Source organism: Pseudomonas sp. KBS0707, assembly GCF_005937945.2.
GTDB lineage: Bacteria > Pseudomonadota > Gammaproteobacteria > Pseudomonadales > Pseudomonadaceae > Aquipseudomonas > Aquipseudomonas amygdali.
This window is the reverse complement of sequence record NZ_CP041754.1, coordinates 2,967,630-2,993,326: the sequence shown is the minus strand read 5'-3', so window position 1 is coordinate 2,993,326 and position 25,697 is coordinate 2,967,630. Positions and strand designations below refer to the sequence as shown.

Here is a 25,697-nt window from a genome sequence, read left to right as displayed (position 1 = left end):
TTTATTTTCAACCCGCTATTGGCCCGGCTGGCTGAGCATTTCAATCCACAACGCACCCTTGCCCGAGGGCGCTTCGCTGACCCGCTGCAAGGCACCGTTCGCCGCAATGGCGTAACTGCCGACCTTGTCGCTTTTCTCACCGCTCACCAGCAACCAGCGCCCATTGGGTGACACCGCAATGTTGCGTGGCTGTTTTTCCTGCATCGGATAGTTTTCGACAAACGTCACCTTGCCACTGGCAGGCTCGACCTTGAACACCGACACGCTGCTGGAAGTGCGCTCGCTGATAAACAGCCACTTGCCATTCGGCGCGAGGCGAATGTCTGCCGCCCAGATACGCGGGGTAGGGTCATCCTTGAGATCATTGTTGCGCGCATCGCGGGCCTGCCCCGGCGCCAGATTCAAGCGTTTCGGGATACCGTCCGCCGTGCTTGTCTGCTTCAACGCACCGGTTTTCTGGTTAATCGCGAACGCAGTGACAGTGCCACTCATTTCGCCGACCACGTAGAGAAATTTGCCATCGGACGAAAATGCCAAGTGGCGTGGGCCGGTATTCTCGGTAACCGCAACATAGCCCTCGCCAATGGGCACAAGCTTGCCGTCCTTTGGCTCCAGCCGGTATTGCAGAACACGATCAACGCCAAGATTACCGGCGTATACAAAACGGTTGCTCGGGTCGGTGCGCACCGAATGCGCATGCATGCCGGTCTTGTAGGTCTGGATACTGTCGCTGGGGCGGTGTTGCGCATCGATGGGCTGTACGCTGAGCAAATCGGCACCATAGGATGCGCCGAACAGGAAGCGCCCGCTGCGATCGGTAGACAAATAGGCCAGGCTCTCGGCCAATGGTGCCTGGCTCAGCGGCTTGAGATGCCCTGTTGCAGGCTCGATGCTGAAACTCAGCACTTGATAAGGCTTGGAACGCAGCGCTGCAAATAACGCTTTGCCGTCCGATGAGATGGCCATCGGATTGACCTGGTCTCCGGCTTTGGTCTGCTCGACCAGGCTGAGCGCGCCGCTCTGCTCATCCAGACGGCATTGGGATATAAGGCCGTCAGTGGGACTGGAAATGTAAGCAAACGTGGCTGCCTGGGCAGGCAGGCCAAACGAACAACCGACTGCAGCGGCCAGCAACAGAATATTTCTCATGGTGAACCTTTTTATTATTGTGGTGTGATCAGTCATCCTATGACCATATCTGCAGAACAGCAACTGCCTGATAACCCGCCCATATAAAACCGTTAGCCTGCTTTCTTTTAGTCACAGCGCACGCCATGATGAGGCACTCCCACCGCCTGCCAGCGAAGAGCCCAATGCCTGCCGCACACTCCGGTTCCATGACGATTACCCTGCAGATCGTTTCCATCGTTTTCTACACGTTCATCGCCTTCCTGTGCATCGGCCTGCCTATTGCGGTGCTGCCCGGCTATGTTCACGACCAGCTGGGTTTCAGCCCGTTGATTGCAGGCCTGACCATTGCCTCGCAATACCTGGCAACGCTGCTGAGTCGACCTTTTGCCGGCCGGGCGACCGACACGCTGGGCAGCAAGCGCTCTATCGTGTTCGGACTGTGGGGCATCGTCATCAGTGGCAGCATGACGTTACTGGCAACGCTGCTTCAGGAGTTCGCCACGTTGAGCCTGTCGATTCTGATCGTTGCGCGACTGTTTCTCGGCGTTTCCCAAGGGCTTATCGGAGTTGGCACTATCAGTTGGTGCATCGGCAAACTCGGCGCAGAACATACGGCCCGATCAATTTCGTGGAACGGCATCGCGTCCTATGGTGCGATAGCCATTGGTGCACCGCTGGGCGTGCTAGTCATAGATACTGTGGGTTTCAACAGCCTGGGGGTCGCCTTGATCGTGATGGCCGGGCTGGCGCTGTGGCTGATCCGCAACAAGCCATCGGTGCCGGTCGTAGCCGGTGAGCGCCTGCCCTATTGGTCAGTGTTCGGCCGTATCGCGCCTTATGGCCTGGGACTGACGTTGTCCTCCATCGGCTACGGCACGCTGACCACCTTCATCACCCTGTTTTATCTAAGCCGCGGCTGGGAAGGTGCGGCCTATTGCCTGAGCATGTTTGGCGTGTGCTTTATCCTCGCCCGCCTGCTGTTCATCGGTGCCATCAACCGCCTCGGCGGCTACAACGCGGCCATCGTCTGCATGGCTGTGGAGATCTGCGGACTGCTGATGCTCGGGCTTTCACCGAGCAGCGGCATTGCTCTGGCTGGGGCAGGACTGACCGGTGTGGGGCTTTCACTGGTCTACCCGGCGCTGGGCGTGGAAGCGATCAAAAGCGTACCTACCCCCAGCCGAGGCGCAGGACTGAGTACCTACGCTGTGTTCTTCGATCTGGCCTTGGCAATTGCCGGCCCTGTAATGGGGGCTATTGCCTTGGGTCAGGGCTATGACTGGATATTTTTTTACGCGGCGTTGCTGTCGGTGTGCGCGCTGGCGCTGACAATCTGGTTATCACGCCGCACCGCCAACCAAACATATCCAGCATGAACACTACTTTTAGCGCATAAGTTTTTTACTTGTAATTCCAATAGTTGGTAGCAAAAGTTTAAATCTCGCCACCGGTCGGTCAACTTCTTGACGCATCGGCCAACGACCTCTTGACTTCGTACTGCGGGCCTTGAAAACAGGCCCGCAAAGCGACCGTCGCCAGCCTTGGTGCGACGTCACTGAGCGTGGCAGTCTGGCGCCTTGATCCGTTTCGATTGCCTCCCTGCTGCCTGCCTGGCCGGGAGAGCTGTCGTGAAAATTCGTTGTATTCATCTGTACCACACCCGTAATGTTCTGCCATTCATTATGCTGGCCTTTATCCCGTCCTGTGCGGAGGGAGCCTGCGCACTGGGGTCCTCGACGTCGTCCGGCGTTCAAGTCTGCGACAGTGACATCAGCGGCTCATTTATCGGTCTGAGCGGCGATCACATTCTGATATTTCCCAAAGGCGGAACAGGCACGGTCGCCGGCGATATCAGCTATGGGTCAGGAATCGACAGCGTTGATATGCAGTCAGGCCGTATTCTCGGCAACGTCACCCAGAGTGCCGGAATCGACTCATTCACGTTGTCGGCGGGCGAGATCAGCGGCGGCCTGAACCAGGGCGACGATCCCGACGACTTTTTCATGAGCGGCGGTACGCTGGGCTCGCTGGCCCAGGGCGACGGGCGAGATACCTTTCTGATGACCGGAGGCACCATCACTCGTGCGTTCGAGGACGGCGACGTTGCGGTGATGACCGGCGGCAGCATTGGCCGAGTTGACATGAAGCTCGACAATAACGTGTTCGAGATGTCCGGTGGCACGATCATCAACAACCTGATAACCGGCTTTGGCAGGGATACGATCACCCTCTTGGGTGGCTCTGTGGGCGGCAATGTCAGCGTCAGCGGCGGCGACGACCTGATCACCCTCAGCGGTGGCGATATTCGTGGTGAAGTTCGTGCCAGCGCCGGTAATGACAGCTTCAATTGGCTGAATGGTGGCTACGCCCGCAACAGTGTGTTGATGGCCGACGGCGATGATGCGGCGCGGCTGTACAACCTGAGCGAATATTACCTGAGCGCCAATCCGCTGCTTGACGGCGGCCCTGGCAATGACGTGCTGACTTTCGACAACGCTGTATCGTCGCAGCCGGGTCGCTATGCCAACTGGGAGACGGTCAACGTGAGTAACGGCTCGCAGCTGAATCTGGCCGGTAAGCTGGTCCTTGGTGACGGCGTGAGTAACACCGGCGTTCTGAGCATTGATTCCACCAGTACGCTGATCTCGACCTCGGGCAGCATTGCGCCCTTGCGCGCAGCATCCCTCGCTTCACTGGAGAATGCCGGAACGCTGGACGTGAGCGATGCAGGACGCGCGCTCACTGGCACATTGACGGTGAACGGCAATTACACCGGCCAGAACGGGCGGCTGCTGTTGCTCTCGGCACTGGGCGATGATGCATCCGCCAGCGACCGACTGGTGGTGGCACAGGGTAGGATCAGTGGTTCTACGCGCATGATCGTCAGCAACGCGGGTGGGCTGGGCGCCCTGACCCTTGGCAACGGCATTGAAGTGGTACAAGCCATCAACGGTGCAACCAGCGATAGCAGCGCCTTTTCGTTGCAAAGTCCGCTGTCTGCAGGCGCTTATCAGTATTACCTGTTCAAGGGCGGCGCCACTGCCGGCTCGGAGAACAGCTGGTTCCTGCGCTCTGCGGTGATTGCGCCGCCAACGCCAGCGCCGCCCCCTGTCGAGCCCCTCCCCGAACCTGCACAGCCAACTCCCCAGCCGACACCTGAGCCGACTCCCGAACCTGCTCCCGAGCCGACACCAACACCGCAACCTGTGCCCGCCCCGCTCCCAAACCCTGAGCCTGAGCCTGCGCCGACCACCCCGGCCCCGGTCCTCCCGGCAGCCGCACTGCCAGTGCCCGCGATCGGAACACCGCCACTGCCGGAACCCGTTCGCGGAGCCGCGCCCATCGCGTTGTACCGCCCCGAGGTCGCCAACTATTCAGTGGCAGCGCCAAGCGCTGCGGTCCTGGCGCTGAGTTCACTGTGCACTTTTCATGAGCGCCAGGGTGATCAGGCGCTACTGGCCCAATACGGCATGACACCTGCCGGCTGGGCACGCGTGCTCGGCAGCAACTTCAGGCAACGCTGGTCTGGAGACGTGAGCCCAAGCCTGGACGCTTCATTCAAGGGCTACCAGATCGGCCATGATCTGTATGCCTGGCACTTGGACAACGGGCGGAGCCAGCGCGTCGGGCTGTTCGTCGCGCATAACCGTCTGGATGGCAAGGTGAAGGGTTTTGCTGAAGGTTTCAGAAACTACGAAACAGGCCACCTGAAACTGAACGGGGAAAGCCTGGGCGCCTACTGGACGCTGACGACACCCGGTGGCGGGTACGTTGACGCAGTCGCGATGGGCACTCGCCTGGACGGCCGCAGCCGCTCCGTCAGGGGCACAGGTGTCGACATTGAAGGCCATGTGATGAGCCTGTCTGCAGAGGCCGGTATCCGCTGCCACTCTCACAGCGCTGGGTTGCAGAGCCTCAGCTACAGATCATCTACCAACGCATAGACCTTCAGGATCAGCATGACGGCATTACCCATCTCGGATTCGACAGTCAGTCTTACACCACAGGGCGCATCGGCATACGTTTCAAGGGGCGCTATCAATTCAGTAGCGTACCGATAGCGCCTTATCTGCGAGCCAACCTCTGGCACACCAAAGACGGCCATGACACGCTGACATTCGATCATGCAGAGCAGATAAGAACCGAGCATCGATCAACGACGGGCAGTATCGGCGCCGGGATGATAGCGACATTGAGCAGCAAGGCCAGTCTGCACTGGAGCGCTGATTACCTTGTTGATCTGGGCGAACAAGGAACGGAGGGAGTAAACACCAGCCTGGGTTTCAGGCTGGTGTGGTAATGCGACCGTCAGCGCGGGGATGCGCCCTGGTCAGTCTTTCTTCGGTTTGAGGATCAGCACGGCAAGCGGCGGCAGGTTCAGTTTCAGAGAAGCCTCCATCCCATGTGCTGGCTCGTCTTCGGTGTTCACTTCCCCACCATTGCCCATGTTAGAACCTGCGTAGGTTTCCGCGTCGCTATTCAGCAACTCAGTCCATGCACCTGACACCGGCGCGCCCACACGATAAGCCAGGCGCGGCACTGGCGTCATGTTGGCCACCACCAGCAGCGGCTCGCCATCATTGCTCCAGCGCAGGTAGGCAAACACGCTGTTGGCCTGGTCGTCGCCGATCAGCCACTGGAAGCCGGCTGGATCGGCATCGCGCTGGTGCAGCGCCTTTTCCTGACGATAGAGGCGATTCAGATCGCCAACCAGATTCTTTACGCCAACGTGGTCGGCGTATTGCATCAAGTACCAGTCCAGTTGCTCGTCATGATTCCACTCGCGCCATTGGCCGAACTCGCACCCCATGAACAGCAGCTTCTTGCCAGGGTGCGTCCACATGAATGAAAGGTAGGCGCGCAGGTTGGCGAATTTCTGCCAGCGGTCGCCAGGCATTTTGTCGATCAGCGAATGTTTACCGTGTACCACTTCATCGTGGGAAATAGGCAATACGAAACGCTCGGACCACGCATACACCAGGCCGAAAGTCAGAGTGCTGTGGTGGTGCCTGCGATGTAACGGATCCCTCATCATGTACTGCAGCGAATCGTGCATCCAGCCCATGTTCCACTTGTAGTTGAAGCCTAGCCCACCCTGCTGGGTCGGCTCGCTGACACCCGGCCACGCGGTCGACTCTTCCGCAATAACCATGGTCCCAGGGGCTTCCAGCGCAACTACGTCGTTCAAATGACGCAGGAAGTCGATGGTTTCGATATTCTCTCGGCCGCCAAAGCGATTCGGCACCCATTCGCCAGCATTACGCGAATAGTCGCGGTACAGCATCGAAGCCACTGCATCCACTCGCAGACCGTCAATGTGATAATGCTTGAGCCAGTGCAACGCCGAGGCCAGCATGAAGCCGTGAACTTCGGTGCGCCCCAGGTTGTAGATCAGCGTGTTCCAGTCCTGATGGAAGCCTTCCTTAGGGTCGGCGTACTCGTACAGCGCGGTGCCGTCGAACTGCGCCAGGCCGTGGGTATCGGTCGGGAAATGCGCAGGCACCCAGTCAAGAATCACGCCTATTTCAGCCCGATGACAGGCGTCAACGAACGCGGCGAAATCTTCCGGCGAACCGTAGCGAGCAGTCGGTGCAAACTGGGCCAGCAACTGATAGCCCCATGACCCCCCGAACGGGTGCTCCATGATCGGCATCAGCTCAATGTGGGTGAAGCCGAGTTCCTTCACATAGGGAATCAAGCGGTCAGCCAGCTCGCGCCAGTTGTACTGTCGCCATTGACCGTCTTCGTGCTGCTCCATCTGCCACGAGCCTGCGTGCAGTTCGTAGATCGACAGCGGCGCGGCAACATCGTGGCGGCCTGTCCGTGATCGCAGCCATTCCTGGTCGTTCCACTCGAATTGCAGTGGCGCAGAGACCTTTGACGCGGTGTCGGGCGGCAGCGTAGTGGCCAGAGCCATAGGGTCGCTTTTCAGCGGCAGAATCCCGTGGGCACCGAGGATCTCGTATTTGTAGACTTCACCGGGCTGCAGACGCGGAACGAAAATCTCCCATACGCCGGTCGGGTGACGCAGGCGCATCGGGTGACGACGACCATCCCAGCTGTTGAAACTGCCGACCACCGACACACGGCGGGCATTCGGCGCCCAGACCGCAAAGCGCACACCGTCGACGCCATCGACTTTGGTCACTTGCGCGCCCAGGCAGCTGCTCAGGTCGCGGTGGTTGCCTTCGGCAAACAGATAAAGGTCCATCTCGCCCAGCAGCGGACCGAAGCTGTAGGGGTCCTCGGTAATCTGTTCACCGCCAGCCCATTGGACCTTCAGAAGGTAAGGCTGTGGCTGCTCGAGATGACCGACGAAAAACCCCGGCACCTCGCTCATTTCCATCTCGCCCAGCTCACGACCATCATCTTTGGCCAGCAGACGCACGCTCAACGCTGCGGGCAGATAGGCACGAACGTATTGCCCGCTGCCGCCATCACCGTGCGGCCCCAGGATCGAGAAAGGATCACGGTGTTCAGCGCGGATCAGCGCATCGATGTCCACAGCAGCGGGAATCGCGCGGCGGCCTGTGCCGGTTTTGTGAGGCGCATTCATATTGGCTCTCCATCAGACGGTTGCAGCAACCCACGCAAGCCTTGCAAGGGAACGGCCAACCAGGCTGGACGATTCTCGGCTTCGTAGATCACTTCATAAGCAGCTTTTTCAAGGGTGAACAATTCCAGTGCGGCGTCCTCCCCTTTTGCATCTTTCCAGGCATGAGCCATTCCGCTCGTTGCCGAGCGATAACCTTCGATAAAGGCTTCCCGCGCCTGCGCCAGGTAGGTCTCGGCGACACGTTTGCGAGCACCGGCAGCCTCAGGCGAGGTATCGACGTTTTGTGCGCTACGTACTGCCATGGCGGCAGCGTAGTCAAACGAGCGCAAAACACCGCTGACATCCTTGAACGGGCTGTGCTTGGCACGGCGTTCTTCAAGTGCGCGGGCCGGTTCACCCTCGAAATCGATCAGGTAGGCATCGCCTTTGACCACCAGCACTTGCCCGAGGTGCAAGTCACCATGCACGCGAATCCGCAGGCCACCTGCCGAGCGCTTGGCCAGACCTTCGACGCGCCGACGAATCTGCTTGCGCTGTGCAAGCAAATCGCTGACCAGTTGCTGATCGTCCTGTTCCAGATCGCCCTTGCGCTGCTCAAGCAGTTGCAAGGCGCGCTCAAGCTGAGCATTGACGCTGGTTCCGGAGGCCTTGCTGTCCTGACTGCTGGTGACTTCAACAGCGAAGTCTGAATTGTCGGTAGGCGACGCCAGAATCTGGTGCATTTCACCGAGACGCTGACCAAGGCTACGCGAAAAGTCCGCCAGCTCCAGCAACGCATTGTAATGCTGTTCCTGGCCGGAAACGCCATGCGCCAACTCATCGCGTACTGCGCGTTCCAGATTGTTCTGTGTCCACTCCCAAGCGTCACCCTGATTGCTCAGGTAGCCTTGGGCAATCATCAGCAGATTCGGTTTTCCGTCGTTGCCGACACGCACCACAGAGCCCAGCAACGGCGAGATATTCTTGAAGCCAGCGTTGGTCAGGAAAGCACCCATTTCCAGCTCCGGGTGCGTCCCGGCACTGACTTTACGAATGAGTTTGAGCACTAGGCTGCCACCGACGACCGCCGAGCTGTTCGACTGCTCGGCAGACAGGTAGCGCACTTCCGACTCTGCGGTGAGGGCGAGCGGTGCCAGCTGCGAACTTTGCTCGAAACGCAACTCGCCGTCAGCGCAGGGGATGACCGTATCCGACTGCATGCCCTGAATCACTGCACGAATGAAGGTTTCCAGAGTAAACGCATCGGTGATCAGCCCTACATCACGATTACGCCGCACTCTGGCAAGTGCCAGTTGCTGTGGCAACGCGCTGCTGATGTCGTCTTCGGCGAGCAAGCCGAATGGCAGCTGATAGCGATCGGTCTGGCCGTCTGCAGTCACTTCTATTTCGCTGAGCAACACAGGGTGCGCCTCATCGCCGAAACGCACCGCATACGCGATATTGACCTGCTCTATGTCCTTGCCCTTGCCTGCGAACCAGCGGCGTTTTGGCAAGTAAACAGCCAGTGACGTTTTTTCCATGGTGCTGCGCAGCGGCTCTTCGAGCAACTCCTCAAGGCGCTTCTTGAGCACCAGAGTCGGGAAGTCCGGCATGCTCTGCGCGGGTTCAACGTGCCAACTGGGCATTTGATTCTCCGAAGCCAGTAAAAACCAGTAAAAACCATACGGCGGGAGCGTCAGCAAATAGCTTAACTGCCCGATAGGCGGAAATGCGCTGCCACCGAGCATTTCCACCGGCACTGTGCCTGCGTAAGCCGACAGCTCAAGCTCTGCAGCCTGAGCGGCGCTGGAAACGTTGGCAACACACAACACCACTTCGCTGTGACCATCGGGTGCCGTGTACTCGCGGGTATACGCAAGAATGCGGCGGTTCGACGGCGAGAGCATTTTCAGCGTGCCACGCCCGAATGCCTTCTGCTGTTTGCGCACCGCCAGCATGCGTCGATTCCAGTTCAGCAGCGAGTGCGGGTCACGCTCCTGAATTTCGACGTTGACCGACTGAAAGCCGTACATCGGGTCCATGATCGGCGGCAATACCAGGCTGGCCGGGTCGGCCCGCGAAAAGCCGCCGTTGCGGTCGATGGACCATTGCATGGGCGTGCGCACACCGTCCCGGTCGCCCAGGTAGATGTTATCGCCCATGCCGATCTCGTCGCCGTAATACAGCGTCGGTGTGCCGGGCATCGACAACAACATGCTGTTGAGCAACTCGACCCGACGGCGGTCGCGATCCACCAACGGCGCCAGGCGCCGACGAATACCCAGGTTGATCCGTGCACGGCGGTCGGCGGCGTAGTAATTCCACAGATAATCACGCTCACGATCGGTGACCATTTCCAGGGTCAGTTCATCGTGGTTGCGCAGGAAAATCGCCCACTGGCAGTTTTCCGGAATCTCCGGCGTCTGCCGCAAGATATCGGTGATCGGAAAACGATCTTCCTGAGCCAGCGCCATGTACATGCGCGGCATCAACGGAAAGTGAAAAGCCATGTGACATTCATCGCCATCCGGGCCTTTGCTGTCGCCAAAATACAGTTGGGTGTCTTCCGGCCATTGGTTGGCCTCGGCCAGCAGCATGCGGTCCGGATAATTAGCGTCGATCTCGGCACGGATGCGCTTGAGCACCTGATGGGTTTCCGGCAGGTTCTCGTTGTTGGTGCCGTCCCGTTCGATGAGGTACGGAATGGCATCCAGACGCAAGCCGTCAATGCCCAGATCCAGCCAGAAGCGCATGACTTCCAGTACCGCATCCAGCACGTGCGGGTTGTCGAAGTTCAGGTCCGGCTGATGCGAGTAAAAGCGGTGCCAGAAGTATTGCCCGGCGACCGGGTCCCAGGTCCAGTTGGACGTTTCTGTGTCGAGAAAAATGATCCGCGTGCCGTCGTACTTCTGGTCGGTGTCCGACCAGACATAGAAATCCCGTGCCTTGGAGCCGGGCTTGGCATGACGCGCTTTCTGAAACCACGGGTGCTGGTCGGACGTATGGTTGATAACCAGCTCACTGATCACCCGCAGGCCACGCTTGTGCGCCTGGGCAATGAAGCGCTTGGCATCGGCCATGGTGCCGTAATCGCTATGCACATCGCGGTATTCGGAAATATCGTAGCCATCGTCCCGGCGCGGCGACGGGTAGAACGGCAGCAACCAGATAGTGTTGACCCCCAGCGCGGCAATGTAGTCGAGCTTTTCGATCAAGCCCGCGAAATCGCCGATCCCGTCGTTATTGGAATCGAAGAACGATTTCACATGAACCTGGTAAATCACCGCATCCTTGTACCAGAGCGGGTCTTTGATGAATGTCGCGTCACCGGGCTTCTTGGCCATTACTGACTCCTTGGGAGTGTTAATGCGCAGCCTGGATACGCCAGATTCCAAACGGTTGTGATGGATCAAGACGCGTGTGCTGATACTTGCCGTACCAGGTCCAGCGGTGTCCGGTCATCAGGTCTTCACCCGACGTCGCCGCGTCATCCGGCAGGCCCATTTCCCACAGCGGCAGCTCGAAATCTGCTTCCTGTGCGTTGAAGGGGTCAAGGTTGACGGCAATGAGAATGAAGTTGCTGCCATCCGCCGAACGCTTGCCGAAGTACAGAATGTTGTCATTCCACGCGTTATACAGTTTCAAGCCCAAGTGCGTTTGCAGCGCGGGGTTCTGCCTGCGAATGCGATTGAGCTGGGCGATCTCGGCAATGATGTTGCCCGGTGCGGCATAGTCCCGAACGCGAATCTCGTACTTTTCCGAGTCCAGATACTCTTCCTTCCCGGGAATCGGTGCCGCTTCACACAACTCAAACCCCGAATACATGCCCCACAGCCCGGAGCCCATGGTGGCCAGCGCTGCACGGATCAGAAATCCAGGACGGCCAGACTCGTGCAGGAAGCGCGGGTTGATATCAGGTGTGTTGACGAAAAAGTTCGGGCGATAGCAGTCACGCCAAGGCACTTCGTTGAGCTGGGTGAAATACTCGGACAGCTCTGCCTTGGTGTTGCGCCATGTGAAATACGTGTAGCTCTGGCTGTAACCGACCTTGCCCAGCCGCGCCATCATGGCAGGCTTGGTGAACGCTTCGGCAAGGAACATGACCTCAGGATGCTGATTGCGCACCTCGCCAATCATCCACTGCCAGAAAGGCAGCGGCTTGGTGTGCGGATTATCGACGCGGAAAATCTTCACGCCTTCATTCACCCAGCCCAGAACGATGTCACGCAATTCCAGCCACAGACCAGGAATGGCATCAGGCGCGTAGAAATCGACGTTAACGATGTCCTGATACTTCTTCGGCGGGTTTTCCGCATAGCGGATCGTGCCGTCCGGACGCCATGAGAACCAGCCCGGATGCTGCTTGAGCCATGGGTGGTCCTGCGAACATTGAATGGCGAAGTCCAGTGCGATTTCCAGCCCGTGATCGGCCGCAGCCTTCACCAGGTTACGGAAGTCTTCACGGCTGCCCAACTGCGGGTGAATGGCTTCATGGCCGCCATCCTCGCTGCCAATTGCGTACGGGCTGCCCGGATCATCCGGCCCTGCGGTCAGAGAGTTGTTCGGTCCCTTGCGATGGGCACGGCCGATAGGGTGAATCGGCGGGAAGTACAACACGTCGAAACCCATGTCGCGGATGATCGGCAGACGCGAATGGACATCGTTGAAGGTGCCGTGGCGCGCAGGGTCATCAGTGATCGAGCGAGGAAACAGCTCGTACCAGCTGGCGAACTGCGCCAGCTCACGCTCGACATCCAGCGGAAATTCAACGCTACGACTCAGGAAGGCCTGATTATCAGCCAGTTTCATCAGGTTTGCGGTTTCGCTGTGCAACAGCAACGCGACTTTCTCGTCTTTATCGCCCTGCTCCAGCTGACCTAGCAGGCTTTCAATCTGCTGGCGCTGCTCGTGCTGGCTGCGCTCAGCGGCATGCACCAGATGAATGCGCCCCTCTTCCAGTTCCAGGTCGACAGGCACGCCGGCGCCGAACTTCTTGTCCAGTTCGTAACGATAGGTGCCGAACTGATCGATCCAGGCTTCAAGGCGAAACACATAGCGACTGACCGAAGTCGGGGTGAACTCACCGACCCAGCTGTCATTGCCCAGTTCGTGCATTGGCGCGCTATGCCAGGTGTCCTCATCGGCAGCACGCCAGCGGATATTGACCGCCATTTTGTCGTGCCCGTCGGCGTAGACCTTGCTGGTCACGGTGACCGGTTGCCCGATGATCGCCTTGGCCGCAAACAGGCCACCGTCGATCACTGGCAGCGTGTCTTCGATCACGATGCGGGGCAATTGCAGTGCCTGGGTCAGTGACAAGGGTTGGGTTGGGTGCGGTACATCGGTGGCCAGGGAATCCGGACCGTATGGCTGTTCACTCATCGAGCATCACTCCTCACGCCCCAGGGACGCTCCTGTGCATTCCATGCAATGGAAAAATTGACGGTATGGCAGCGGAAAATCGCGAAATGCAGAAGACTCGTCGAATTCAGCTGCCTAGGTTCCGAGCGGTCAACGAAGGTAAAGTTCAAAGGTTTTGAGGTTGTCAGGTGGGCGAATTGAACATGAGCCAAACGCAGGGCAGAACAATCGGGCAAGGGTTATCCGGTTCAAATCAATTGAATCATCAATCAGGCCGGGGGGTCGTAAAAAGGGTCAACAAGGAGGCTGCAACCATGACTCTACCCAATCCAGTAGAAGTACCTGATCCAAACATCGACGACCCCGTTCTGCCCGAGCCCGTACCCGAGCAGGAGCCACCGCCCTCAACACAGCCCCCCGATCAAACACCGTTAGGCGACCCGCCCGCCAATGCGCCACCTGTAACGGTGTGACGAATCAGTAAGCGGTATCTGAAGGCGCTTGCCAGACAATGCACGCCTTCAGCGCCCGCCCGCCAGATCGATAAACGTTCCTGTGGCATACGACGCATTGTCCGACAGCAGCCAGAGAATGGCCTCGGCCACTTCCTCCGCCGTACCCCCACGGCCCATGGGCAGTGCGCCCTCGAGTTTGCTGACGCGGAACGGATCGCCGCTCAGGGCGTGAAAGTCGGTGAAGATGAACCCCGGCCGCACCGCGTTGACGCCAATGTTCTCCCCGGCCACTTCCCTGGAAAGCCCGATGGTGAACGTGTCCAGCGCGCCTTTCGAAGCGGCGTAATCCACATATTCGCCCGCCGAGCCCAGGCGGGCCGCGAGCGAGGATACGTTGACGATACTGCCACCGTGCCCGCCGTGACTCGGCAGCATGCGTAACAAGGCATGTTTGCTGCACAGCATCGGTCCGACGACGTTGGTCATCATCATTTTGAGCATTCGGAATTCGGACATGTCCTCGACTCTTGAAGCCTGAGCGAGCGTGCCTGCATTGTTGACCAGATGGGTAACGCGGCCGAGTTCCGAATCGACCCTGGAGAACAGGCGCATGATCTCGTCTTCGTTGCTGACGTCCGCCTGCAAGGTGATCGCCTGAGCACCCAGGGCCCTGACCTGCCCTGCCGTCTTTTCGGCTGCGGCATGGTCAGACAGATAATTGATACAGATCCGATAGCCCTGTACAGCGGCCAGACGCGCAGTGGCTGCGCCGATTCCGCGCGAGCCACCGGTAATAATGAGGACTTTTTCCATGATTTTTCTCAGAAGCCAGCATCAAGGCGCAGCTAACACCCGCAGGTTAGCCAAACGGTTCTGATCGTGCCAGCCTTTGCCGTTCAGCGCCATCCATGCGCTTCAGAAAGCCGGTTGCCCAACATCGGGCACGTCGACTGCCGCTTTCGCCTCGGCGGCGCGAATTTCGTCGAGAAAATTGCTCAGCCGGCAAAGGATAACCGAGCAGGAAGCCTTGCAGGGAGTGACATCCCAAGTGCGTCAGGAAGCGCTTCTGAACCGCTGTTTCTACGCCTTCGGCGACGATCCGCAGGTTCAACGCCTGCCCTACCGCAACGATGGCCGACACAATGGCGGCATCGTCGGTGTCATGCTCAAGGTCACGCACGAAACCTCGATCAATCTTGATTTCATTGGCGGGTAGGCGCTTCAGGTACATCAGGCTGGAGTAACCGGTGCCAAAATCGTCAATCGATAGATCCACGCCCATTTCCGACAGCCTTTGCAACACCGCCAGGCTGGCATCGGCGTCATGCATGGCCGTAGTCTCGGTGATTTCCAGGGTCAGGCAGTTGGCCGGGAGCTGATGTCTGGCCAGAGTATCCGCCACCGCAGTGACCAGCCCGGCATGACAGAACTGCAACGCTGACAGGTTCACCGCAATGCGCCAGTGCGCGTAGCCCTGGGTGTACCACTCACGCATCTGTCGGCAAGCCTCATCCAGTACCCACTCGCCGATCTGAATGATCAGGCCGGTTTTCTCTGCCATGGCGATGAACTGATCGGGGCCCATAACGCCTTGTTCCGGATGGTTCCAGCGCAATAGCGCTTCTGCGCCCAGGGGCAATCCGGTCAAAGCGTCGAACTTGGGCTGGTAATAGATACAGAACTGCCTGTGCTTGATTGCCTTGCGCAAGTCCTGAGACATCTGCAGCTGATTGCGTGCGTTGCTGTTCATCGACGCATCGAAAAAGCTGTAGCCGTTCTTGCCGGCCGCTTTGGTGTGATACATGGCGGCATCGGCGTTGATCAGAAGTTCGTGCTGGGTATTGCCATTGCCCGGGTACATGCAGATGCCGATGCTCAGCGAGATCTGCAATTGATGCTCGCCGATGGTAAACGGATTGCCTATTTCATTGACCTGACGCGTTGCGACAGCCAACGCATCCTGCGGGTCATGCAGTTCGACCAGCAGCACGAATTCATCACCACCGATCCTTGCCAGCGTGTCGTGCCGGTGCAGGTTGTTACGAAGACGCAAAGCGACCTGCCGCAACAGCAAGTCCCCGGTATGGTGGCCGAATGCGTCATTCACCGGTTTGAAACCATCCAGGTCCATGAACATCAACGCAAAGCAGCCGCCGCTTTCGCTGACTTTCTTCATCGCCTGCTCGATGCGATCCGTCAACAACACACGGTTCGGCAGCCCGGTGAGGTTGTCATGCAGAGCCAGGTGAGTAAGTTCCTGATTGGCTTCAGTCAGGGAATTGGCCAGGACAGCGGTACGTGTCTCGAGGTGGGAGTCGAGAATACAACTGAACAGCGCGATACCCAGTATCGAAAGACTGGCGACCAGAACAATCCTGTCCAGTCCATTGCTGCTCAATCCATCGGGCAACGCACCACAAAAGCTGCCATCGGCAAAGGTGGCCGCCGCCATGCCGGTGTAATGCATACCGATGATGGCCGTTCCCAGCAGAATTGCCGCTACCGCACGCATCAGGTATACCCTGGGCCGTTGCTGGCGAAGACGAAACGCTATCCATAACGCCGCCGCAGAGGCGGCAATGCTGATCGCCAGGGAAAGCGCAAACAACCAGGGTGTGTATTCGATGCCGGGTTGCATGCGCATTGCCGCCATGCCGGTGTAATGCATGGCGCTGATGCCAAGCCCCAGCAACAACCCACCCAGGCCAATCTGCGCGGCGGATAATAGCGGCCGGGCGGCCAGCCACAGCGCGAAACCGGAAGACAGTATTGCGATCAGCAAGGACAACAGCGCCAACGGCACATCATAGCCAACGTCGATAGGCAGGACGAATGCCAGCATACCGATGAAGTGCGTCGACCAACTGCCAACGCCCATTGCGAAAGCACCTCCCGCAATCCATACATAAACGGCGCGGCCCCTGGCCGAAATAATACGGCCAACCAGATCGAGAGCAGTGTACGCAGCAACAATTGCGACGAGAACGGAGACCACGACGAGCTACGGGGTGTAGCTGCCAATCAACATAAACGCACCTGGAGCCCAATGAGCGCGTCCATGCCGATACTGCGGGGGATGATTGTACGCAATAGCTGCCAAATGTCGCGGTATCTGGTTGAAAAGATGGCAACCAGCTATTGATTTTTCATTTATCACGAACAGTTCAAGAAAAACCGCCTTTGCCACGTGAAGCACTCACTCCCTGAGGGTCAAACCTGTTTCGGCATTCCAGCCGCCACCCAATGCGGCAATCAACTGAACGCTGGCAATCAAGCGACTTTGCAGAACGTTCAGCACACTGCGTTCATTGCTCAAAGCAGTGGCCTGTACGTTGACGACGTCAAGATAACCGATCAGCCCGGCCTTGTACTGGTTGTTGGTCAGGCGCAACGAGTCGCGAGCCGATACCAGCGCTTCCTGGCGCACGGCGGCCTCCTGCTCGTAGACCTTGAGTTGAACGAGGTAATTTTCGACTTCCTGAAAACCATTCAGCACGGTCTGCCGGTACTGGGCGACAGTCTGGTCGTACACGGCCTCGGTACGGTCAACTTCCGCCGTCCGCCTGCCACCGTCGAACAACGTCAACGCCAGTTGCGGCCCTACCGACCAGAAGCGGTTGGGCAGGCTGATCCAGTTGGCGAACGTACTGCTGCTGTAACCGCCGCTCATGCTCAGCGTGAAGTCTGGGTAGTAAGCGGCCTTGGCGACGCCGATGTTGGCATTGGCGGCCATGACCGAGCGTTCGGCCGCGGCAATGTCCGGTCGGCGCTCAAGCAACTGTGACGGCAGCCCTGGCGGGATCTGCGGCAATTGCGGAATCGAAGTGCTGGCCGGCAGATTGAAGTCAGCGGGCGCCATACCCACCAGCACGGCAATGGCGTTCTCGAATTGTGCACGCTGCCAGGCCAGATCGATCAGGTCGGCCTGAGTACTTTTCAACTGCGTCTGCGCCTGGGCGACAGCGTCACTTCCTGAAATACCGGCGCGGTATTGATTCTGGGTGAGGGTCAGAGAGCGCTGATAGGTGTCCACAGTGGATTCCAGCAGGCGTTTCTGTTCGTCAATGACCCGCAATTGCAGATAATTCTGCACCAGCTCCGATTGCAGGCTGAGGCGCATCGCTGCCAGGTCCGCAAGACTTGCCTGCGCACTGGCGGTGTCAGCCTCCAGCCCACGGCGCAACTTGCCCCACACATCGGCTTCCCAACTGACGCCCAGTTGAGCGTTGTAACTGTTGCGAATTCCCGAGGCGCCGGTATTCGTGCCGGTATTGGATGTGCCTGTGCCCTGCCCCGAGCGGGTCTTGCCGGTGGTCAGATCCAGTGTCGGCAGAAATGCGCCTCTGGAGCTACGCACCAGTGCTTGTGCCTGCCGGTACTGCGCATCGTACTGGGCGACGGTCTGGTTGGAGGTGTTGAGCCGTTCGACCAGCGAGTTCAGTTGCGGATCCCTGTACACCTCCCACCATGCACCTTTGGCCATCGCGTCACCGGGTGTGGCTGCACGCCAGCCTTCGGCGGCCTTGAACTGCGCAGGCGCGGCCATCGACGGCGTCTGGTAATCAGGACCGACAGCACAAGCGCTGAGCAGCACAACGCAGAGCCCCAGCGCGAGTGGACGAATCAGCCCTGTCGGGCGGGATATAAAGGCCAGGTGTTCGGTCATAGCGGGGTTTCCAGAGCAGCATCGGTACGCACGCCACGCCATTTATTGTAACGGTGGCGCAGACGGTCGAGATAAAGGTAAACCACCGGGGTGGTGTAGAGAGTCAGGACCTGGCTGAAGATCAGTCCACCAATAATGGTCAGGCCCAGCGGTTTGCGCATTTCAGCGCCTTCCGCGGTACTCAGCAGCAACGGCAATGCACCCAGAATGGCGGCCATTGTGGTCATCAGAATGGGGCGTAGCCGTTGCAGACAAGCGCTGCGGATCGACTCTTGCGGCGTCATTCCCTGATCACGCTCAAGGTGCAGGGCCAGGTCGATCATCATGATTGCGTTCTTCTTCACCACGCCAATCAGCAGGAACAGCCCCAACAGGGAGATCAGGCTGAATTCGCTGCCCAGCACGTAGATCGTCAGCAATGCGCCCACACCGGCCGATGGCAGCGTCGAGAGTATCGTCAATGGATGGATGTAGCTTTCATAAAGAATCCCCAGCACCAGATACACCGCCAGCAACGCACCGAGAATCATCCAGGGCTGGCTTTTCTGGGTTGAGGCGAAGGCGTTGGCGGTCCCGGCCATCTTGGAAATGATGTCGGACGGCAGTCCGATGGCGGCAATTGCGCGCTCGATAGCCACCGTCGCCTTGTCGAGGCTGACACCTTCGGCCAGATCAAAGGAAATGTTTTCGGCAGCGAACTGACCGTCATGCGAAACCCGATCATTCGCCAGACTGCGCTCGTAATGAGCAATGCTCGACAGCGGCACGCGCTGCCCGTCGGCAGTAATCACCTGAACCTGCTCCAGCGTCGCCGGGTCCTGAGCGTATTTGGGATTGACCTCCATCACCACCTTGTACTGGTTGAGGCTGTCATAGATGGTCGAGACCTGACGCTGGCTGTAGGCATTGTTGAGCACCGCCGTGACCATGTTCATATCGATGCCCAGCCGTTTGGCCGTATCACGATTGACCACCAGGGTCACTTGCTGCGCCCCGCGCCCTTCCCTGGCGTCGATAGCCGTCAGCTCCGGAATCGATTTGAGCGCCGCAACGATCTTCGGATACCACAGCCGCAGGCTGCTCAGGTCTGCACTTTGCACAATGTACTGATACTGCGAACTGGTCTGCTCGCGACCACCCCCCAGTTGCAGGTCCTGATCAGGCGCCAAGAATAGTCTGCCACCGGGCACATGCGGCATGTTCTTGCGCAGGCGCTCGACCACTTTTTCGGCAGACAGCTTGCGCTCGGCAATCGGCTTGAGGCGTACGATCATGAAGGCGTTATTGGTGCCACCGCTACCGCCGATAAAACCGGCAACGCTCTCCACCGCAGGGTCTGCCAGAATCGAACGGCGAAAGATTTCCATTTTCGGCTGCATGACCGAGAACGAAAGACCGTCGTCACCGCGTACAAAACCCATCAGTTGCCCGGTGTCCTGCTGTGGCAGAAAGGTCTTGGGCACCACCACATACAGCGCGACATTCACCACAACGGTAATCAGCAGGCTGAGCAGTGTCAGCCTGCGATGCCGCATGACCCAGCCGAGCGAGCGGTCATAGCCGGCGACCATGCGGTCGTTGACCCGCTCGCTCCAGCGCTGAAAGGCATTGTCCTTGCCCGAATCGTGGGGTTTGAGCCAGCGCGCGCACAACATCGGCGTCAGGGTCAGGGATACGATCAGCGAGACGACGATCGACACCGACAAGGTAATGGAAAACTCGCGAAACAGACTTTCGACCAGCCCACCCATGAACAGAATGGAAATGAACACCGCCACCAGCGAGACGTTCATTGACAGCAAGGTGAAACCCACCTCTTTGGCCCCCAGAAAGGCCGCTTTCATGGGGTCGAGACCGTTGTGAATGTGCCGGGAAATGTTTTCCAGCACCACGATTGCATCGTCCACCACCAGTCCGGTGGCGAGGATCAAAGCCATCAACGACAGATTGTTCAGGGAAAAACCGAGCAGGTGCATGATCGCAAAGGTGCCTACCAGCGATACCGGAACCGCCAGAGTGGGGATCAGCGATGCACGAAAACTGCCGAGAAACAGAAATACCACCATCACCACCAGAACCACGGCAATCAGCAGGGTCATCTCTGCCTCGTGCAGCGTCGCCTTGATCACCGGCGAGCGATCCATCGCGACGTTGAGGCTCACGCTGGCAGGCAGCACGGCCCGCAGGGCTGGCAATTGCGCCTTGATCTGCGCCACGGTTTCAATGATGTTGGCACCCGCCTGGCGGTTGACGACCAGTAACACCGCCCGGTCATTGTTATAAAACCCGCTGTTGTAGCGATCTTCCACGGCATCGCTGACTTTCGCGACGTCCTTGAGGCGCAAGGTCGCCCCATCCTTGTAGCGAATGATCAGCGGCGCATAGTCCTTTGCGGTTTCCAGCTGGTCGTTGGCCTGAACCTGCCAGTTATGCTGATCATCCTCCACAAAACCCTTTGGCCGCCGCACGTTCGCACCGGTAATCGCGGTGCGCACGTCGTCAAGCGATACGCCGTACTGGGAGAGCATCTGTGGCTCCAGCTCGATACGAACCGCTGGCAGCGAACTGCCGCCGATCTGCACTTCGCCGACCCCGGAAACCTGCGACAGGCTCTGTGACAGGATGGTGGATGCCAGGTCGTAAAGCTGACCTTTTTCCAGCACCGTCGACGTCATAGACAGGACCATGATCGGCGCCTGGGACGGGTTGACCTTCTTGTAGGTAGGCATGCTGCGCATACCGCTGGGCAGCAGGTTGCGTGAAGCATTGATTGCCGCCTGCACTTCCCGCGCCGCGCCATTGATGTCGCGATTGAGATCGAACTGCAGAATGATCCGTGTCGTGCCCTGGCTTGAATTGCTGGTCATGGTATTGACCCCGGCAATACTGCCCAGCGAACGCTCCAGCGGAGTGGCCACAGTGGAGGCCATTACCTCGGGGCTGGCACCTGCCAGACTGGCGGACACCACAATCACCGGGAAGTCCATATTCGGCAACGGCGCGACCGGCAACAAGCGGAAGCTGACCGCGCCCAGCAGCAGGATCGCCAGGCTTAGCAGTACGGTCGCAACCGGGCGACGGATAAACGGCGCTGACAGGTTCATGCGTCAGCCCGTTCCAGTCGGTCCGGGTCGGCAGGCCTGCGACTCCAGCGACGGCCAAGCCGGTCGAAATACAGATAGATGACCGGCGTGGTAAACAGCGTCAGTACCTGGCTGACGAGCAGACCGCCGACCATCACCAACCCCAGTGGCTGGCGCAACTCTGCGCCGGAGCCGCTGGCAAGCATCAACGGAATGGCGCCGAACAATGCTGCCAGGGTGGTCATGAGAATCGGCCGGAAACGCAGCAGCGCCGCTTCGTAGATCGCCGTTTCCGGTGCAACACCCCGGTTGCGCTCTGCGTCGAGCGCGAAGTCGATCATCATGATCGCGTTCTTCTTGACGATGCCGATCAGCAAAATGATACCGATGATCGCGATCATCCCCAGGTCATTGCCGCTGATCAGCAAGGCCAGCAAGGCACCCACTGCTGCCGACGGCAGTGTCGAGAGGATGGTGATCGGGTGGATATAGCTCTCGTAGAGCACGCCCAGCACGATGTACATGGTCACTACAGCCGCCAGAATCAGCAGCAGCGTGCTCGACAACGATGCCTGAAATGCCTCGGCAGCGCCCTGAAACTGGGTCTGCACACCAATCGGCATGCCGATGTCCTGCTCAACCTGTTCGATGACCTGCACGGCCTTGCCCAATGCAACGCCGGGCGCAAGGTTGAACGACATCATCACTGCGGGAAACTGCCCGAGGTGAGCAATGGCCAACTGCGCCTGACGCTGCTCGACGCGTGCCAGGCTCGACAGTTTTACCTGTGCGCCATCGGTGGTCTTGACGTGGATCTGCTCAAGTGCGGCAGGGCCGAGTTCACTGCCCGACGCGGCTTGCAGCACCACGCGGTACTGGCTGGCCTGGGTATAGATGGTGGAAATCTGTCGCTGACCGAATGCGTCGTACAGCGCATCGGTAATATTCGCAACGGTGACCCCTACCCGACTGGCCGCATCACGATCGATGTTCAGATATACCTGTAGGCCCTTGTCCTGCAGGTCGCTGGCCACATCCGTCAGCTCGGACCGTTTGCCGAGCGCCTCGACCAGCCTTTCGCTCCACAGCGTCAGCAGCTCGGCGTCGGGCGATGACATGCTGAACTGATACTGAGTACGACTGACCCGGTCTTCAATGGTCAGGTCCTGCACCGGCTGCATGAACAGACGAATGTCCGAAAGCTTGTCTACCTCTGGCTGCAGGCGCTGGATCACCTCGGATGCGGTGAGGTCACGCTCTGAGTGGGGCTTGAGGTTGATCAGCAGACGCCCGCTGTTGAGCGTTGCGTTATCACCGTCAACACCAATGTAGGAAGACAGACTGACCACGGCAGGGTCCTTGAGAATGATGTCAGCCAGCGCCTGCTGACGCTGGCTCATGGCAGCAAAGGAGACCGACTGTGGCGCTTCCGAAATACCCTGGATCACGCCGGTGTCCTGCACCGGAAAAAAGCCCTTGGGCACAACGATGTACAGCAGCACAGTCAGTGCCAGAGTGGCCAATGCCGCCAACAGGGTCAGTGGTTGATGCCTGAGCACCCAGCGCAACCCGCCCGCGTAGATATCGATCAGCCAGTCGATCCAGGCACCGCTGGCACGATAGAAACGGCTCTGCTCTTCTTCCTTTGGCTCGCGCTTGAGCAACCGCGCGCACATCATGGGCGTCAGGGTCAGCGATACCACCAGCGATATCAGGATGGCGACTGCCAGGGTTATCGCGAACTCGCGGAACAGTCGCCCGACCACATCAGCCATGAACAACAGCGGTATAAGCACTGCAATCAGCGACAGGGTCAGGGAAATCAGGGTGAAACCGATCTGTTTCGCGCCCTTCAGGGCGGCCTGCAGAGGTGTTTCGCCCTCCTCGATATGCCGGGAGATGTTTTCCAGCATCACGATGGCGTCATCAACAACGAAACCGGTCGCGATGGTCATGGCCATCAGCGTGAGGTTGTTGACCGAGAAGCCCGCCAGGTACATGACGCCGAAGGTGCCTACCAGTGACAGCGGGACGGCGATAGAGGGAATGATCGTCGCGCTGAAACGACGCAGGAACAGGAAGGTTACCAGCACCACCAGGATAATCGCGATCAACAGTTCGTGCTGAACATCGGTCACCGACGCGCGGATCGTCTGAGTGCGGTCCGTCAGTACCACGACGTCGAGGCCGGCCGGAAGGTTCTCGGTGATTGACGGCAGCAATGCCTTGATCCGGTCGACCACTTCGATCACGTTGGCGCCCGGCTGGCGCTGAATGTTCAGCAGCACCGCCTGACTCCGATTGGCCCAGGCCGCCAGGCGTTCGTTTTCGGCACCGTCGACGATTTCGGCCACATCCTTCAGACGCAGGGGAGCGCCATCCTTGTAGGCCAGAATAAGGTTGGCGTACTCCTCTGGAGACTTCAACTGATCGTTGGCATCCAGCATCGAAACCCGGGTTGGCCCGTCGAAGTTACCCTTGGGCTGGTTGACGTTGGACGCGCCGATCAGGTTCCGCACATCAGACAGGTTCAGGCTGTTGGCGGCCAGCGCTTCCGGATTGACCTTGATCCGCACAGCCTGACACTGGCCGCCGGCAATGCTGACCATGCCGACACCGCTGATCTGCGAGATTTTCTGCGCCATGCGTGTATCGACCAGCTCATTGAGCTTGGGCAGCAGCATGGTTTTCGAGGTAATCGCCAGGGTCAGAACCGGCGTGTCTGCCGGGTTGACCTTGTTATAGACCGGCGGTGCCGGAAGATCGGTAGGCAGAAGGTTGGTGGCCGCGTTGATCGCGGCCTGGACCTGCTGCTCAGCCACATCCATATTGATTTCGAGGCTGAAACGCAGGGTAATGACCGACGCGCCGCCCGAGCTCGTCGAGGCCATCTGGGTCAAACCGGGCATCTGCCCGAATTGACGCTCAAGAGGCGCAGTGACGGAGCTGGTCATGACCTGCGGACTGGCACCGGGATACAGCGTCATCACCCGAATGGTCGGATAGTCGACCTGAGGCAGCGCCGACACCGGCAGCAAGGTGTAGGCGATCAGACCCGCCAGGACGATTGCCAGCATACTCAGCGTGGTGGCAACCGGACGCAGGATGAACAGGCGCGACATGTTCATACGTTTGGTTTTTCCACCTTGCCGAGTGCTGCCGACTTGTCTGTCTTGCTGTCAGGCTTGCCCTGCAGCTTCTGAACCGGACCCGCCGGTACATCCTTGCTGTCGTTGACGACCTCGACTTCAGCGCCGTCGCGCAGACGGTCGGTGCCTTCGAGCACGACCCGTTCTCCGGCTGCCAGACCTTCGGTGATCACCGTCGATGTCTCGTCGCTCGGGCCGGTCTTCAACAGTTTGAGTTTGACCTTCTTGTCACCGTCCAGGACATAGACAAAGGTCCCGTCGGTGCCGAACTGCACGGCAGCCGTTGGCACCAGTGTCACCTGTTTCAACGTATCGGCGCGCAGACGCACATTGACGAACTGGTTGGGGAACAGGATCTCGTCACCGTTATCGAAACGGGCCTTGAACTTCAGTGTGCCGGTCGTCACATCGATCTGGTTATCGAGGCTGGCGAGTACACCGGAAGCCTGCATTTTCGTATCGCCACGGTCCCAGGCTTCGACGGGCAGCTTGTCGCCGGTGCGGTAGCGGGAAATGACTTTCGACAGGTCCTTTTCCGGGAGCGTGAAGGCGACCGAAATGGGCTGGGTCTGGGTAATCACCACCAGCGCCGTGGTGTCGTTGGCGGCAACCAGGTTGCCGACATCCAGCTGTTTGAGGCCGACACGACCTGCAATAGGCGCACGAATTCGTGTGAAGTCCAGGCTCAGCTTCGCGTCAGCCACGGCAGCCTGATTGGTCTTGATCGTGCCTTTGTACTGATGGACCAGCGACTCGGCAGTGTCGAGGGTCTGCTTGGCAATGCTGTCCTCGGCAAAAAGCCCACGGTAACGCTGTACGTCGAGCTGAGCATTCTTGAGCAGCGCCTGATTGGTGGCCAGCGTACCTTCGGCCTGCTGCAATGCGACCTGATAGCTGCGCGGATCGATTTCCGCCAGCAGGTCACCCGCCTTGACCATCTGCCCTTCCTGGAAATAAAGCTTGACCAGCTCTCCCGCCACACGGCTGCGCACATTGATGGTATTCATCGCCGTTACCGTGCCAAGCGCCTTGTAGTAGATAGGGAAATCGCCTTCGGTTGCCGGGGCGACCCGCACCGGGACAGCGACAGCCGATGCACCGAAGCCAGGCCGTGCCATGCCACCTGCACCATGCTTCTTGCTCTCGGCCCCTTTGCCGGGAGTGGAGGCAGGCCAGAGCCACCAGCAAAGGGCAACAATGGCCAACAGGATCAACAAACTGATCAACCAGCGACGGGATTTACGAGAGCCAGACGATTGCATGAATAAATCAACCATTACAGGTGGGGGCTTCTTCAGAAGGCTGAACAATAAGCAC

At 59.0% G+C, this 25,697-nt stretch carries 11 protein-coding genes and 2 pseudogenes; 3 read left to right on the top strand and 10 right to left on the bottom strand.

Annotated elements, in window-relative coordinates:
- Positions 1-15: 15 nt before the first annotated feature.
- A complete protein-coding gene (locus tag FFH21_RS14080) occupies positions 16-1,149 on the bottom strand; it encodes a lactonase family protein (protein ID WP_041924553.1) in 1,134 nt (377 codons plus the stop codon).
- Positions 1,150-1,313: 164 nt separating this feature from the next.
- Here FFH21_RS14080 and FFH21_RS14075 point away from each other — a divergent pair, with 164 nt between their 5' ends.
- Both FFH21_RS14075 and FFH21_RS14070 read left to right on the top strand, forming a co-directional pair.
- Positions 1,314-2,507: an MFS transporter gene (locus tag FFH21_RS14075; RefSeq protein ID WP_041924552.1), complete on the top strand. Its 1,194-nt coding sequence runs from the start codon at positions 1,314-1,316 to the stop codon at positions 2,505-2,507.
- Positions 2,508-2,759: 252 nt separating this feature from the next.
- Positions 2,760-5,431, top strand: a pseudogene (locus tag FFH21_RS14070) (autotransporter outer membrane beta-barrel domain-containing protein).
- Positions 5,432-5,461: 30 nt separating this feature from the next.
- Here FFH21_RS14070 and glgB read toward each other — a convergent pair.
- The 3 genes from glgB to FFH21_RS14055 are packed head-to-tail and all read right to left on the bottom strand — an operon-like array spanning position 5,462 to position 13,048.
- The gene (glgB, locus tag FFH21_RS14065) at positions 5,462-7,687 is read right to left on the bottom strand and encodes a 1,4-alpha-glucan branching protein GlgB (protein ID WP_004665074.1); all 2,226 of its coding nucleotides are present in this window, start codon (positions 7,685-7,687) and stop codon (positions 5,462-5,464) included.
- Positions 7,684-11,010, bottom strand: a complete 3,327-nt coding sequence (gene treS, locus FFH21_RS14060; protein WP_054073024.1) for a maltose alpha-D-glucosyltransferase — start codon at positions 11,008-11,010, stop codon at positions 7,684-7,686. The genes glgB and treS overlap by 4 nt, the downstream gene beginning before the upstream one ends.
- Positions 11,011-11,029: 19 nt before the next feature.
- Positions 11,030-13,048, bottom strand: a complete 2,019-nt coding sequence (locus FFH21_RS14055; RefSeq protein ID WP_011168701.1) for an alpha-1,4-glucan--maltose-1-phosphate maltosyltransferase — start codon at positions 13,046-13,048, stop codon at positions 11,030-11,032.
- 293 nt (positions 13,049-13,341) lie between these two features.
- On the opposite strand from FFH21_RS14055, the gene FFH21_RS14050 reads away from it, so the two are divergent.
- Entirely contained in the window at positions 13,342-13,500 is a 159-nt protein-coding gene (locus tag FFH21_RS14050) for a hypothetical protein (protein WP_080394727.1), read from the top strand.
- Positions 13,501-13,548: 48 nt separating this feature from the next.
- Here FFH21_RS14050 and FFH21_RS14045 read toward each other — a convergent pair whose 3' ends face one another.
- From FFH21_RS14045 to FFH21_RS14020, 6 genes and pseudogenes are all read right to left on the bottom strand, one after another.
- Positions 13,549-14,295, bottom strand: coding sequence for an SDR family oxidoreductase (locus FFH21_RS14045; protein WP_011168700.1), 747 nt, complete (start codon positions 14,293-14,295; stop codon positions 13,549-13,551).
- A 102-nt stretch (positions 14,296-14,397) separates the two neighbouring features.
- A pseudogene (locus FFH21_RS14040) lies at positions 14,398-16,477 on the bottom strand (putative bifunctional diguanylate cyclase/phosphodiesterase).
- A gap of 201 nt (positions 16,478-16,678) precedes the next feature.
- Positions 16,679-18,148 carry an efflux transporter outer membrane subunit gene (locus FFH21_RS14035; RefSeq protein WP_011168698.1) on the bottom strand — a complete coding sequence of 490 codons (1,470 nt, stop codon included), beginning with the start codon at positions 18,146-18,148 and terminating at the stop codon, positions 16,679-16,681.
- Complete coding sequence (locus FFH21_RS14030; protein WP_011168697.1) at positions 18,145-21,252, bottom strand: efflux RND transporter permease subunit; 3,108 nt, start codon at positions 21,250-21,252, stop codon at positions 18,145-18,147. The genes FFH21_RS14035 and FFH21_RS14030 overlap by 4 nt, the downstream gene beginning before the upstream one ends.
- The gene (locus tag FFH21_RS14025; RefSeq protein WP_011168696.1) at positions 21,249-24,359 is read right to left on the bottom strand and encodes an MdtB/MuxB family multidrug efflux RND transporter permease subunit; all 3,111 of its coding nucleotides are present in this window, start codon (positions 24,357-24,359) and stop codon (positions 21,249-21,251) included. Before FFH21_RS14025 ends, FFH21_RS14030 begins: the two co-directional genes overlap by 4 nt.
- A complete protein-coding gene (locus tag FFH21_RS14020; protein ID WP_041924551.1) occupies positions 24,356-25,657 on the bottom strand; it encodes an MdtA/MuxA family multidrug efflux RND transporter periplasmic adaptor subunit in 1,302 nt (433 codons plus the stop codon). Before FFH21_RS14020 ends, FFH21_RS14025 begins: the two co-directional genes overlap by 4 nt.
- Positions 25,658-25,697: the final 40 nt, after the last annotated feature.

Excerpts from the sequence above, each read along its gene's own strand:
- glgB (WP_004665074.1), bottom strand. The coding sequence starts at position 7,687 with ATGAATGCGCCTCACAAAACCGGCACAGGCCGCCGCGCGATTCCCGCT.
- FFH21_RS14050 (WP_080394727.1), top strand. The coding sequence starts at position 13,342 with ATGACTCTACCCAATCCAGTAGAAGTACCTGATCCAAACATCGACGAC.
- FFH21_RS14080 (WP_041924553.1), bottom strand. The coding sequence starts at position 1,149 with ATGAGAAATATTCTGTTGCTGGCCGCTGCAGTCGGTTGTTCGTTTGGC.
- FFH21_RS14045 (WP_011168700.1), bottom strand. The coding sequence starts at position 14,295 with ATGGAAAAAGTCCTCATTATTACCGGTGGCTCGCGCGGAATCGGCGCA.
- FFH21_RS14030 (WP_011168697.1), bottom strand. The coding sequence starts at position 21,252 with ATGAACCTGTCAGCGCCGTTTATCCGTCGCCCGGTTGCGACCGTACTG.
- FFH21_RS14025 (WP_011168696.1), bottom strand. The coding sequence starts at position 24,359 with ATGAACATGTCGCGCCTGTTCATCCTGCGTCCGGTTGCCACCACGCTG.
- treS (WP_054073024.1), bottom strand. The coding sequence starts at position 11,010 with ATGGCCAAGAAGCCCGGTGACGCGACATTCATCAAAGACCCGCTCTGG.
- FFH21_RS14075 (WP_041924552.1), top strand. The coding sequence starts at position 1,314 with ATGCCTGCCGCACACTCCGGTTCCATGACGATTACCCTGCAGATCGTT.
- FFH21_RS14035 (WP_011168698.1), bottom strand. The coding sequence starts at position 18,148 with ATGACCGAACACCTGGCCTTTATATCCCGCCCGACAGGGCTGATTCGT.
- FFH21_RS14020 (WP_041924551.1), bottom strand. The coding sequence starts at position 25,657 with ATGGTTGATTTATTCATGCAATCGTCTGGCTCTCGTAAATCCCGTCGC.
- FFH21_RS14055 (WP_011168701.1), bottom strand. The coding sequence starts at position 13,048 with ATGAGTGAACAGCCATACGGTCCGGATTCCCTGGCCACCGATGTACCG.